Origin of the sequence: Nocardia sp. BMG111209 (genome assembly GCF_000381925.1) — a bacterium.
GTDB lineage: Bacteria > Actinomycetota > Actinomycetes > Mycobacteriales > Mycobacteriaceae > Nocardia.
On record NZ_KB907307.1, the window covers coordinates 4144510 to 4157848 of the forward strand.

The window sequence follows — 13339 nt, forward strand, 5'->3', positions numbered from 1 at the left end:
TCAAGGAATGGTTACCGGCTGTGCCGTCGTGGAGTGGTCGCCGTGTCTGCCGCGGGCGGGTCGGCACACAGGCCGCGCGGCGCGAGCGACCGGCCAGACGGCCAGACGGCCAGACGGCCAGACGGCCAGACGGCCAGACGGCCAGACGGCCAGACGGCCAGACGGCCAGACGGCCAGACGGCCAGACGGCCAGACGGCCAGACGGCCAGACGGCCAGACGGCCAGACGGCCAGACGGCCAGACGGCCAGACGGCCAGACGGCCAGACGGCCAGACGGCCAGACGGCCAGACGGCCAGACGGCCAGACGGCCAGACGGCCAGACGGCCAGACGGCCAGGAGATGATCCGCTCCGCTCCCGGTGACGGCGAATCGGACGGATCGGCGAGTGGCGCGACTAGAGTCGAACGGTGACAACGGAATCCGGCCCGAGACTGCTCGAAGACAGTGCGCTGGAACGTAGCCCGGTGGTCGCCAACAATGCGATGAACCGCGATCGCCTGTTGTCGGGTGTGAACAGCTACGCCCGCGAGCTGGGATTCGATCCGTACGAGTGGCTGGCGGATCGCCTTCGAGCCGAGCCCGCGATGCCTGTCGGCTGGATCGACGTCTGCTGTGGCGCGGGCCGGGCGATTCTGGAGGCCGAGCGCAGGTTCGGCGCGGAATTCCCGGACAGCGACGTGACGTTGCGAGGCATCGACCTCGTCGGACATTTCGCGGGCGCACCCGCGACGCCGCGACTACGGCTGATCACCACCACGGCCCGCACCTGGTCTCCGGAACACCCGGCCGACCTGGTCACCTGTGTGCACGGCCTGCATTACATCGGTGACAAACTCGCGCTCATCGCGGCGATGCTCCGATGGACAGCACCCGGCGGCAGATTCGTTGCCCACTTCGATCCGCATACGGTCCGCCATCGCGACGGGTCGTCCGCGGCGCGTGCGATCCTCGCCCGGCTCCGGGCGGCGGGAGTGACGTATGACGGTCGCCATCACCGTATTTCGGCGCCGGGTGCGGTGACACTCGAATTCTCCCCCGGGTACCTCGGAGCCGACGACCATGCGGGCCCGGGATATACCGGACAGCCCGCCGTCGCCTCCTACTACGACTGGTGATCGAAACACGGAACCGCGACCCCGGCCCACCCCTCAATTCACGTGCGCCGGGACCGCGGCTTCCGTTGGCGAGAAGTCGTCCACCCGAACGATCCTGTCCGGTCGTCCGCAGTGCTGGCCCGACGGCCGCGCGGCCCGATACCGCACTTCCGTGAGCTCGACTCCCGCTGACCATCGACGGCAGGAACCGTCGATGAAGTGTGTTGTCGCCGAATACTTTTCAGCGACCCGGCGGGCCGGTTCAGCGCACTCGCCGGGAAGATACGACCAGTGGGCACAGCGAGTCCGATCCGCCGCTGGGTGTCCGAACATCGCTACCCGAAACGCTTCCAGCCGGACGGCGCGGACATTCCGACGAGTAACTACACCAACCCGAAACCTTCTGGGGCGCATCGACTGTGATGCTGCTGCGGCCCGGTGACCAGGCGTCCAGACGAGAGCGCCCCGACGTGCTCGGTACCGGCAACACCGCCCGGCGAGGTAAATCGGTGACAGCTCGTCGGCGTGCCTCACCGGCGGCGGCCCCGACCGATGGCCAACCCAGCGTTCCTGGTGAAGGGACCGAGCCCGCGGCGCCCCGGCCAACGAATCGAACCGGCAGCGTTCCCGGCCAACGAATCGAACCGGCAGGGTCCCGGCCGGCGGACCGAACCGGCCGCGTCCCGGGCCGAAGGACCGAATCAGCAGCATCCGGCCAACGGACCACACCCAGCAACGTCGCCGGTGAAGGGACCGCGGATCGGATGAGCGCTGAGCATTTTCGATGTGCATCAGCGATGGCCACCAGCGCCGCCTCCGGCGTGGCCACCACCGCCGCCCATGCCGCCGCCGATCCCGGAGCCACCTGCGGCGCGGCCGCTGCCGGCCGCTGATCCGCCCGGTGTACCGGGACCGGCGCCTGCCGAGCCACCGGAGCTCGGGGCGCCGGGGCGTGCTCCGGCCGAATTGCTCCCCGGTGCAGCAGATCCCGCGCCGGCGGTGCCCGCACCGGAAGCGGTCGAACCGCCGCCATCACTACCCGCCGCCCCCGAACCCGCAGCGCCGGAACCTGCCCCACCGGCATCACCGCCGGCCGCGGCCGAACCGGCTGTGCCGGAACCGGCTCCACCGGTGCTACCACCTGCGGCACCCGAACCTGCTCCGCCGGCATTGCCTCCTGCCGCGCCCGAACCCGCGGCACCTGAACCCGCTCCGGCGGCGTTGCCCCCTGCCGGACCCGAACCCGCGGCACCCGAACCCGCTCCGCCGGCGTCACCACCCGCCGGACCCGAACCGGTGGTGCCGGAACCGGCCCCGCCGGTGTTACCGCCTGCCGCTCCCGAACCGCTTGTGCCCGAGCTCGTTCCGCCGGAGGTGCCTCCGGTCGTGCCCGAAGTGGTTCCGGTTCCACCACCCGAGGTGTCGCCGGTGCCCGATCCGCCGGGCGAGTTACCTGTTCCCGAATTCGTTTGTGTCCCTGTGGAAGAACCGCCTGCGGAGGCGCCAGGTGGGCTGGCCACTGTGCCGCTCGAGCTCGTGGAGGCGGAGGGGCTCGCCGGGGCGGGCGAACCCGTGGAGTTGCTCACCGGCTGTGCGGTGGCTCCGGATGCGGGTGCCGAAATCGGTTGCGCTACCGGGGGTTGTGCTACGGGGCCGATCGTCGGGGGGGTGGTTTCGGGGTCGGCGGTGAAGGGGAGGGGGTTGGTGAAGCGGGCGGGGTCGGCGTAGAGCCAGGTGGGTGAGGTGCGGACCGGGTCGCACTGGGTGCCGACGCCGTGCGAGTGCACCTCGCGCTGTACCTCTTCCGTGGCCGCGGTGACGACGGCTCGGGTGGCTACCGCGTAGTCGCGGGCGGTGGTGACCGAGGCCAGCATCTTCCGGGCCGCGCTCGATACCGAGCCCAGGCCGTCCAGGACGGTCGCGTCGTGGACGTAGGCGCGGGCGGTTTCGGCGGGGCCGGCCAGGGCCGGGGCGAATTCCAGTGCGGGACCGTCGGTTCCGATGGGGCCGTTGCCGATCATGCTGGCCGCGGACATGGCGAGGGCGGATGCCACCGCCGCGCCGGAGATCACGGCCGCGCCGCGAGCGTAGCGGCCGAGTTCGGTGCCCGTGTCGGCCGCGCGGGCGGAGGCGACGGCCGCGCCGATCGCGACGGTGTGGCCGGGATCCGGCGCGACCACCACCGGGCGGCCCAGGTCGGCCAGGACCTCGGCGACCTCGGCGGGCCGGGCGGCGGCGCCGATCACCAGTACCCGGTCGATATCGTCCATCGTCACGCCGCCGGCCTGCACGCACTGACGTACCAGGCGAAGGGAATTGCGGACGTGCCAGCATCGCAGGCGGGCGGTGTCGACGGCCGGGACCACCTTCGACACCGGCGCCGGCGCGCCCGGCGCGAGCGCGCGGGCGTACCGGGCCAGGACCACGCCGAGGGGGCGACCGCCGTAGGTGTGCGAGCGCATCGCGCGGCCGAGTATGCCGCGCTCCTGGCGGTCGGCCTCGGTGCGGACGATCGCGACGTCTAAGCTGCCGCCGCCCAGGTCGTAGACGAGTGTCAGACCACGTTCGGAGACACCGTGTTCCGCGTCGAGCCACTCCACGGCGGCGACCGGCTCGGGCATCAGCAGCACGTCGCCGGATCCGGACCAGTTGAGGGCGTGCCGGAGCGCGAACACCTGCCGGTCGGTGTAGCAGGCCGGATAGGTGGCGACCGGCTCCGCGGTGGGCTGGTTGGCCTCGATCAGGCAGGTGGCGACCGCGGCCACCAGGTCGGCCGGGCGCCAGATGCGGCCGCCCAGTACGACCGGCTCCGAATCTCGGGTGAGGTCGGCGAAATCCGTTAGTACGGGCGCGAATCGGGGTAGTCCGCTCATCCGTGGACCGCCCGCGCTGTCGAACGTGACCGAGGTGCGGCGGACCCGCACGGAAGGTCGCTCCCGTTCCCCGGCCGTGGCCGCTGTCACGGAATTCACTGTGCCGATGCTCATGCCGAAACCAGTCGTCATTGCCATCCCGTCAACGCACCGAGACCACGGCCCCACGCGGTCGAACCGTGTGGTCGCGGTCGTTTACCAAACAGCGATGACAGGTTAGCTGGTGGATGCCGATCTCGAACAGCCAAACAGCGAAAAAGGTTTCAAACCCATCGGTCTGTCAGGTATATTCGCAGATAGACCATCTACCGGGACGAAATATCGCCATCGGATACGGTGCAGATATCCAAAATCGACCGAAACCAGCTACCGCACAGTAATTTCCGATGCGATACCGACCGGTACGCCGAAAATATCGGACGAACGTCGAACGACGCGACAGTATGGCCCGCACATCAGGGTCACGGAAAAGTAGCCATCCTCTCGAATCGCATGAATCCGGCATCGCCGCACCGCATCTCCGCCCGGCCGGAGCCGACACCCTCGCGCACTCGCCGGTCGCCGGTCGCCACGAAGCAGTCCACACGAACGACGCAAGCCCCGCCGCGGCATCGAGCCGATCGGCGGGGCTTGCGAAAAGGCTTGCCGGCGGGGCGGTTACGCCCCGGACAGCAGTGGACGCCTGCGACGCGGGCGGACCACGGCGCCACCACGGATCGCCAGTGGACGCCGGGCCGTCACCAGCCGATCGAAATCTTCGGCATCACAGGCGGGTTCGGGCAATCGGCCGGTGTTGAAATCGTCCACCAGCTGTCGCACGGTCTGCTGCGCGCAGGACTTGTTGGTGCCGATGAAGCCGGTCGGGCCGCGCTTCAGCCAGCCCGTCACATAGGTACCGGGCAGCACGTTGCCACCCACGGCGTCCAGCACCCGGCCGTCGCGGTTGGGCAGCACGCCGGCGCGATCGTCGAACGGCAGATCCGGCAGCGGCACCCCGCGATATCCGACGGAGGCGAGTACCAGTCCGGTCTCGACGATCTCGGTCGCCGCAGTCGCGACCGCGCGCACGGTGCCGTCGGCATCGGGCACGAGTTCGGTACGGGCGAGCTCGATTCCGGTCACCTGCTGCGCACCGTGCAGCGCCACCGGCGCGGACAGATAGCGGAACACGATCCGCCGCCGCCCGGACACCGGCCGATCGGCCAGGCCGCGCAGCAAACGCAATTTCTGCTCCACCCGCTGTGGTTGGCCCGGAACCGGTTCCGGCACTTCGCCTTCCACGACGATATCGACGTCGGCGCCGAGCAATCCCACGAATTCGGGGACGGTGAAGGCGGATTCGGCCGGTCCACGGCGGCCGACGACGACCACCTCCTCGACCGCGCTGTGCCGCAGGGCGTCCAGTGCGACGGGCGAGATGTCCGTTGCCGCCAGGGATTCCGGGTCGACGGTCAGGATCCGCGCCACATCGAGCGCGACGTTGCCGTTGCCGACGATCACCACCCGCCGCTGCGACAGATCGAAGCGCTGCCGCGCGTGGTCGGGATGCCCGTTGTACCAGGCCACGAATTCGGTGGCCGAGGTGCTGCCCGGCAGACCCTCACCTGGGATACCCAGCTTCCGATCGGTCGCGGCGCCGGCCGCGTAGATCACCGCGTGGAAGTGGCGCAGCAGGTCCGCCTGCGAAATATCCTCGCCCACGGTCAGATTCAGATACGACCCGAAGCCGGGCTGCGCGGCGATCACGTCGAACAACCGGCTCACCTGCCGGGTGCGGGCATGGTCGGGAGCCACGCCGTGGCGGGCCAGCCCGTAGGGCACCGGCAGCCGCTCCAGCACGGTCACCGCCACGCCGGGCTGGGTCAGCAGTTCGTCGGCGGCGTACATGGCCGACGGGCCCGAACCCACGATCGCCACCCGCAACGGTTGCCGGCCCGGCGCCACCTTCGCCGGCGGGATCGGCTGGGCCAGAAGCGGTCTCGGCCGATCCTGCCGGTAGAAGTCGGCGTTGATCTCGATGAAGGGCAGCTGCTGCGTGGTCAGCTTCTTCGACGAGGTGACCGCATCCACCGGACAGGCCGTGGCGCAGGCGCCGCAGTCGACGCACGCCTGCGGATCCACGTACAACATCTCCGCGGTCGCGAAGTCCGGCTCGTCCGGCGTGGGATGGATGCAGTTGACCGGGCACGCGTACACGCAGGACGCGTCGCTGCAACAGGATTGGGTGACGACGTAGGGCACTCGAATACTCCGGTCAGGCCGCCGTCACGCCACGGCGGATCGGCTCCGACCGATAGCGGCTGGTTCCGCCATCGATGCGCAGCAACTTCCAGACCCGGCGGGCCACCGGATTCATCAGGCCGATATCCGCCGCGAGGGCCCGCACATCCACGAAGTAGTCGCTGAAGACCCGCCGCGCCTCGGCGGAACCGAAGAACAGCTCGTCGCGGACCTCGTCGGGAATGTCGTACTTCTCGAAGAACGCGCGCGGCGGGGTCACGATCGCGCGGCCGACGATCCACATGATCACCGGCATCATCACCGACAGCACCAGCCGATCGACCGGACCTGCCTCGGGCACATGATGTTTCAGGTACTCGTGCGCGAAGGAGATGTGGCGCGCCTCCTCGGCGATGTGAATCGCCATGACGCCCCGCATGATCGGATGCACGTCCTCGCCGGAGCGCAGGATCTGCTTCTGGATGTGGTCGATCGGCTCCTCGCCGCCGAGCACCGCCATGAAGAACAGGTTCGGGAACGCGTTGGCGATCGGCACCACCAGGTGGCGCAGCCGGCGGACGACCGGGCCCATACCCGGCACGTTCTCACCGATGCGGTTCACCATCTCCTGGAACATCTGGGTGTGGTTGAGTTCCTCGGTCATCTCGTGGGTGCAGTAGCGGAACTCCTGCGACCTGTTCCCCACCTGGAAGGCCGTGTACTGAACCATGCCGCTGATCAGCAGCGATTCGAACTGCAGGCCCACCTTGGCGATGTTGGCCTGCCGGTACTTGCCGATCGCGATCTGCTGCTCGGCCGACAGCGCGCGGTACCAGGGGTGCCGGCCGAGCGGGTCGGCCGAGGCGGGCAGGATCCACCGCTCCGGCCGGGCATCCGGGTCGAAATCCGGGTTGTCCCAGTCGATATCGGCGAACGGGTCGAAATGCTTGTCGACCGAGCCCTGCGACAGCAACATCAGCTTCTCGGCATACTGCATGGCCTGCTCGACGATCTGGTCGAGGTCGGGCTTCGCGGCAACGGACGCCATCGTCATCGCCCCCTCACTTTCACTGGGTAACTGTATCCAATGGTTACATGTACGCCCAGTCACGTCAACAGCACGAGCCGGTCGCTCCGGTCGGGCCGAACCGGCGGTCACACCGGTTCAGCGGTCGGCCGAGCGAGTACGTGCGCTACATCACGTTCTATGCGGTTGAGTATCGGACTGTAATACAGCGCGGAACGACCCGGTCGGCGGATGTGGGCAATCACCGGGCACGACCGCGAGCATCGCCACGGCCGCCACCGCCGCGCCCACCAGCACCGCGGCCCGCACGACCCGGCGCCGCACCCGGCGCACGGCGTCGGCCCGGCGCGCTCGCCGGCGCCGCAGGGCCTCCCCGGATGCGAGTTCGGCGGCGCGCCGGGCCAGGAGCGCCGCGCCCTCGGCGACGGTCCGCGCCGGATCCGGCGCCACGAACACCGGCCGGGCCAGCGTCTCGGCGAGGACCGCGGCCACCTCGGGCGGGCGGGCCGCACCGCCGATCACGAGCACCCGATCGACATCGGCCATGGTGACGTCGGCCAGGCGCAGGCAGCGATAGACCTCGGTCAGCGATCGACGCACCCGGGCGTCGCGCAGTTCCCCGGTCGCGGCATCGGTCAGCGGAGCCGATCCGGCGCGTACCGCGCGCGCGGCCCGGCGGGCCACCTCCGCGCCGAAGGCCCGGCCGCCGTACTCGTCCGATCGGACCGGTACGCCCACGACCGGGCCGGGCGGGCTGCCCGCGCCGATCCGGACCAGGCTGACCGTCAGGCCGGAACCGCCGAGGTCGTATACGAGGGTCAGTCCCGGCGGCAGTGGGCCGTGACTCGCGGCCAGCCAGGCCGCGGCGGCGACCGGCTCCGCCACCAGCAGCGCTTCGGGCAGATCCGCGCCGGCCAGTGCCGTGCGCAGATCGGCGATGAGCGCAGGCGGATAGCCGACCGGATGAGCCACCGCGATCATCGCGCCGGAATATCGCGGCGTGCCGCCGGACGGTCGTGGCCGGCCGGCGGATCGCCGCGTGTCCAGCGCCTCGGCGCTCACCGCGGCGGCGACGGTCGCGATCAGATCGGCGGCCGTGAGCGTTCGGCGGCCGATCCGGGCACTGGGCGGACCGGGCCGGGTCAGGTCCGCGAATTCGGTGACGGCCCGGCCGTGCGGCGGGATCCGGCCCACCCGGACCGCGCCGGAACTGTCGAAGGTGAGCGTGGTGCGCCGGGTGACGGGCTGGGGTACCGGCTCGTTACCGGCCGACGCGATCGCGCACACCGTGCTGACCGTTCCGATACTCATGCCGAGACCGACCGCCACCAGTTCACCCCGATCGCCGAGCCGTTGACCGAACCGTGATCCGAACCGGGTTCAGGCAATCATCGGGGGCCGGTGCTTGCCAAGCACCGGACACGCGGTTGTCCGCGAAGCGCCGCGGGGGCGGCCTCAGCTCGCCGGCAACTCCGGGACGCGGGTGGCCCGCGCGTACACCGTCTCGCCCTCGGCGAGCTTCAGCGCCGCCGCGTCACCGCGGGTGACCTGAGCAGTGAAATGGTCACCGGTGGCGGCGTTGCGCAGTTCCAGCCGCACCTCGAATCCGAGCCGCACCACCCGCTCGACCGTCGCCCGGGTGACGCCCGCGGATTCCGCGGTGCCCTCGTGCTCGGCCCGCGCCAGGCCCGGATCGCGGCCGATGCGAATGTCGTGCGGCCGGACCAGATGCCCGTTCAGCTTCGCCACCGAGCCCAGGAACGACATCACGAACTCGTTCGCGGGACGGTCGTAGACGTCCTCCGGGGTGCCGACCTGTTCGATCCGGCCCGCGTTCATCACGGCGATCCGGTCGGCGACGTCGAGCGCCTCCTCCTGATCGTGGGTGACCAGGACGGTGGTGACGTGCACCTCCTCGTGCAGGCGGCGCAGCCAGGTGCGCAGATCCTCACGGACCTTGGCGTCCAGCGCGCCGAAGGGCTCGTCCAGCAGCAGCACCTGCGGATCCACCGCCAGCGCGCGGGCCAGCGCCATCCGCTGCCGCTGACCGCCGGACAGCTGTGCCGGATAGCGGTGCTGGAAACCGTCGAGGCCGACGATGCCCAGCAGCTCGTCCACCCGCTTGCTGATCTCCTGCTTCGGCCGCCGCCGGATCTTCAGGCCGAAGGCGACGTTGTCGCGCACGGTCATGTGCTTGAAGGCCGCGTAGTGCTGGAATACGAAGCCGATATCGCGCTTCTGCGGCGCCAGCCGGGTGACATCGCGGCCGGCGATCGTGACGACGCCCGAATCCAGGCTCTCCAGGCCCGCGATCGAGCGCAGCAGCGTCGACTTGCCCGAACCGGACGGGCCGAGCAGGGCGGTGAGCTCCCCCGAGGGGATCTCCAGGCTCACATCGTCGAGGGCCGCGAACGAGCCGTACCGCTTGTTCGCGTTGGTCACGGTAATCATCTGGCCGCCTCCGGCACGGTTACTCGAATCACTTGGCATTCCCCCGCTTGCGTTCGAGCAGAGTCATCAGAATCAGGGTGACGAGCGCCAGCCCCATCAGCAGCGTCGCCGCGCAGTACGCGCCGAAGGTGTTGTGGTCGTTGATGTATCGCCCGTGCACGAGCAGCGTCAGCGTCTGCGAGATGCCCGGCAGCGCCGACGACACCATCGTGACCGCGCCGAATTCGCCCAGCGACCGCGCGACGGTGAGCACGATGCCGTAGGTGAGCCCCCAGCGGATCGCCGGGAGGGTGATCCGCCAGAACGTCTGCCACCAGGACGCCCCCAGCGTGGCGGCGGCCTGTTCCTGGTCGTCGCCGATCTCGTGCAGTACGGGCACCACCTCGCTGACCACGAACGGCAGCGTCACGAAGATGGTGGCCAGCACCATGCCGGTCAGGCCGAAGATCACCTTGATGCCGAGATGCTCGATACCGCCGAACCAGCCGTTGATACCCCACAGCATGATCAGCGAGACGCCGACCACCACCGGCGACACCGCGAACGGCAGATCCACCACACCCTGGAGCAGGCTGCGGCCGGGGAAGTTGCCGCGTACCAGCGCGATCGCGGTGATCACGCCGAACACCACGTTGAGCGGCACCACGATCGCGATGATCAGCAGCGAGAGGTCGATGGCGGAGACCGCGGCCGGGGTGGTGATCGAGGTGAAGAACGCGGCGATCCCGTGCTCGAAACTGCGCCACAGGATGATGATCAGCGGCGCGACCAGCAGGACGAACAGATAGGCCAGCGCGATGACGCGCAGCGAGATCCGGGTGGGTGCGGCCAGTTTCATCGGGTCTGCTTCTCCTTCCGGGCGGTCCGCTCCGAGAACACCCGCAGCACCAGCAGCACCACGAACGAGATCACCAGCAGCGCCACCGACACCGCGGCCGCGTTGACCGGCCGGTCCACCTCGATCTGCTGCTGGATGTACTGCGAGGCCACCTGGGTGTGCCGCGGGATGTTGCCGCCGATCAGCACCACCGAACCGAATTCGCCGATGGCCCTCGCGAAGGCCAGCCCGCCACCGGAGATGATCGCCGGCGCGAGGGTGGGCAGCACGATGCGGCGGAACGTGGTCAGGTTGTCGGCGCCCAGGGACGCGGCCGCCTGCTCCACCTCTCGATCGGCCTCGAGCAGCACCGGTTGCACCGCCCGCACCACGAACGGCAGCGTGACGAACGCCAGTGCCACGATCAGGCCCGGCTGGGTGGCGTTCAGATGGATGCCGACCGGGCTCTGCGGCCCGTACAGGGCCAGCAGCACGATGCTCGCCACGATCGTCGGCAACGCGAACGGCAGATCGATCAGCGCGTTCACGAAGTTCTTGCCCGGGAACTCGTCGCGGACCAGCACCCAGGCGACCAGGGTGCCCATGATCACGTTGACCACCGCCACCACGATCGACACCAGCACGGTGATGCGCAGCGCCTGCAGCGCCGACGGCGCGGTGACCGCATCCCAGAACCCGGACCAGCCGTGGTCGAAGGAATGGACGGTCAGCGCCGCCAGCGGCAGCAGCACGATGACGCTGAGCCACAGCATCGCGGTCGCGATCCCCAACGGCCCGACCGCTCCGGTTATCCGGAGCCAGGACGGACTCGGCCTGCCGCCGGACGTCTCCCGCCCGACCTCGGGACCGGCGGCAGTCCCGAGGTCGATCGCACTGTCACTCACGTCGTCGATCATTCCGTGTGGTCGCTACTTGGTGGCCTTGTCGTAGATCTGGGCGACGCTGCCGGTGCCCTGCGTGAACAGGTCCTTGTCCAGCTGCTTCCAGCCACCCAGATCCGCGATGGTCCACAACTTCTGCGACGGCGCCGGGAAATCCTTGGTGAAGTTCGCGGCGACCTTCGGATCCACCGGGCGGAATCCGCCGGTGGCCAGCGCGGTCTGACCGTCCGAGCTGAACAGGAAGTCGCGGAAGGCGACGGCCTTGTCCGGGTTCTTGGCGTTCTTCAGCACCGCGACCGGATTCTCGATCTTCAGGGTGATCGGCGGGATGAAGTGCTCGAGCTGGTCGCCGTTGCGCTCGGCGAACAGGGCCTCGTTCTCATAGCTGAGCAGCACGTCGCCGGTGCCCTGCAGGAAGGTCTCGGTGGCCTCGCGACCGGAGGTCGGCTGCACCTTGACGTGCTCCTTGGTGACCAGCTTGCTCAGGTAGTCGAGGCCGGCCTGCGGATTCTTGCCGCCCTCGCTCTTGGCCGCGTACGGCGCGAGCAGGTTCCACTTGGCCGAACCGGAGCTGAACGGGTTCGGGGTCACCACCTCGACGCCCGGCTTCAGCAGGTCGTCCCAGTCGTGGATGCCCTTCGGGTTGCCCTTGCGGACCGCGATCACGACCACCGAGGTCAGCGGCACGCCCTTGTTGGCGTCGGCGTTCCAGGTCGAGTCGACCAGACCGGCGTCGACCAGCCGGGTGATGTCGGGCTCGACGGAGAAGTTGACGACATCGGCCGGGGTGCCGTCCTTGACCTTGCGGGACTGGTCACCGGAGGCGCCGTAGGACGCCTGGACCGCCACGCCCTTGCCGGCGTCGGTCTTGTTGAACGCGGGGATCACCTTGTCGAATCCCGGCTTCGGCGCGGAGTAGGCGACCAGGGTGAGGCTGCTGGTGGTCGCGCCACCGGCGTTGTCGCTCTTTCCACTGGTCGAGTCGCTGGATCCGCCGCCACACGCGGTGAGTCCGACCGCCGCCACCGCGGTGAGCGCGACGGCGAGTGCCCGTCGGCGCGAGAGAAAACCGGAACTGCGAGACATCGGGTTGAACCTTTCCTGCTTCCGCGCGTTATCGGGTCGGCGCGGACGGTTGCCGGGTAGATCTGCCGGACGGGAATGGTCACGGCAGTGGCGCGGCTGCGGCGCGGGGCCGCTCGGAGGTACGGGCACAACTGCAAGAAAGAATGCGCGCCAGTCTACCCAAGGGGAAGAACGCGCAGCGGTGCCGCGGCTAAGCGCGACAGTAGACGTCCGCGACGACGAGGCAGCCGACTGCGATCAACGCCAATTCATGGCGGACCTGCGGTACAGCGCTCGAAGACACCGGCAGACTGTAACAGAATCGGACAGGGTGCCGCGAACTACCCGGATAACTATGCGGTTAATTCTGCGCCAACAGAACAATCCGCCGCGTACGCAGCGGACCGGAGGGTCGGTACCGGTCGCCGGGAAACGACGGGCGACCTACCGGGGGCGGCGCCGCCACGAGTAGGTGCGGCGGCACCGCGAACGGAATGTACTGCTCGGAAAGCCGCTGGTGACGGCCTTCGGGGATCAGTCCTCTTCGACTTCCGGCGGGCTGTCCAGCAGGTCGAGGATCCACTCCTCCACCGCCGTCTCCTCGCCGTCGTCGCCGGGCTCCTCGACCCGGAGGCGGTTGTGCAGGCGAATACCGAGGCCGAGAGTCTGCGCCGCGCGCACCATCTCGATCGCCTCCTCGGGCGTCGCGTAGTGGGTGGCGATCAGGCGGGGCTCGTCTTCGATATCGTCGGCGTCCAGCATGGCCGTCAGCTCCGCGAAGTCCTCATCGGTCGACATGCCGTGCAGCGTACCGGCAACTCGGCAGCTTCGCCGAACTCTTCCCCCGCATTCATCCGATGGTCCCGTGGCCGCCGGAAGGAACTAGGCT

Annotated in this window: 11 protein-coding genes; 1 reads left to right on the forward strand and 10 read right to left on the reverse strand. The window is 69.4% G+C overall.

Annotated elements, in window-relative coordinates:
* Positions 1 to 408 precede the first annotated feature (408 nt).
* Positions 409 to 1116 (forward strand): trans-aconitate 2-methyltransferase, encoded by a 708-nt coding sequence (locus G361_RS0119110; RefSeq protein WP_231386921.1) that lies wholly within the window; start codon positions 409 to 411, stop codon positions 1114 to 1116.
* A gap of 770 nt (positions 1117 to 1886) precedes the next feature.
* On the opposite strand, the gene G361_RS47055 is transcribed toward G361_RS0119110, so the two are convergent.
* The 10 genes from G361_RS47055 to G361_RS0119170 form a co-directional block, all read right to left on the reverse strand.
* A complete protein-coding gene (locus G361_RS47055; RefSeq protein ID WP_155981506.1) occupies positions 1887 to 4058 on the reverse strand; it encodes a hypothetical protein in 2172 nt (723 codons plus the stop codon).
* Between the two features lie 567 nt (positions 4059 to 4625).
* The gene (locus tag G361_RS0119135) at positions 4626 to 6209 is read right to left on the reverse strand and encodes an FAD-dependent oxidoreductase (RefSeq protein ID WP_026343225.1); all 1584 of its coding nucleotides are present in this window, start codon (positions 6207 to 6209) and stop codon (positions 4626 to 4628) included.
* A gap of 13 nt (positions 6210 to 6222) precedes the next feature.
* Entirely contained in the window at positions 6223 to 7242 is a 1020-nt protein-coding gene (locus G361_RS0119140; RefSeq protein WP_019928719.1) for a diiron oxygenase, read from the reverse strand.
* A gap of 144 nt (positions 7243 to 7386) precedes the next feature.
* The gene (locus tag G361_RS44135) at positions 7387 to 8526 is read right to left on the reverse strand and encodes an Hsp70 family protein (protein WP_155981507.1); all 1140 of its coding nucleotides are present in this window, start codon (positions 8524 to 8526) and stop codon (positions 7387 to 7389) included.
* Positions 8527 to 8670: 144 nt separating this feature from the next.
* Positions 8671 to 9666 carry a sulfate/molybdate ABC transporter ATP-binding protein gene (locus G361_RS0119150; RefSeq protein WP_019928721.1) on the reverse strand — a complete coding sequence of 332 codons (996 nt, stop codon included), beginning with the start codon at positions 9664 to 9666 and terminating at the stop codon, positions 8671 to 8673.
* A gap of 28 nt (positions 9667 to 9694) precedes the next feature.
* On the reverse strand, positions 9695 to 10504 hold the full coding sequence (gene cysW / locus G361_RS0119155; RefSeq protein ID WP_019928722.1) for a sulfate ABC transporter permease subunit CysW: 810 nt from the start codon (positions 10502 to 10504) through the stop codon (positions 9695 to 9697).
* Positions 10501 to 11400 carry a sulfate ABC transporter permease subunit CysT gene (gene cysT / locus G361_RS0119160; RefSeq protein WP_019928723.1) on the reverse strand — a complete coding sequence of 300 codons (900 nt, stop codon included), beginning with the start codon at positions 11398 to 11400 and terminating at the stop codon, positions 10501 to 10503. Before cysT ends, cysW begins: the two co-directional genes overlap by 4 nt.
* 12 nt (positions 11401 to 11412) lie before the next feature.
* Complete coding sequence (locus G361_RS0119165) at positions 11413 to 12471, reverse strand: sulfate ABC transporter substrate-binding protein (protein WP_019928724.1); 1059 nt, start codon at positions 12469 to 12471, stop codon at positions 11413 to 11415.
* A gap of 190 nt (positions 12472 to 12661) precedes the next feature.
* A complete protein-coding gene (locus G361_RS51845) occupies positions 12662 to 12754 on the reverse strand; it encodes an Ms4533A family Cys-rich leader peptide (RefSeq protein WP_369797901.1) in 93 nt (30 codons plus the stop codon).
* A 230-nt stretch (positions 12755 to 12984) separates the two neighbouring features.
* On the reverse strand, positions 12985 to 13248 hold the full coding sequence (locus tag G361_RS0119170) for a hypothetical protein (RefSeq protein WP_019928725.1): 264 nt from the start codon (positions 13246 to 13248) through the stop codon (positions 12985 to 12987).
* Between the last annotated feature and the right edge of the window lie 91 nt (positions 13249 to 13339).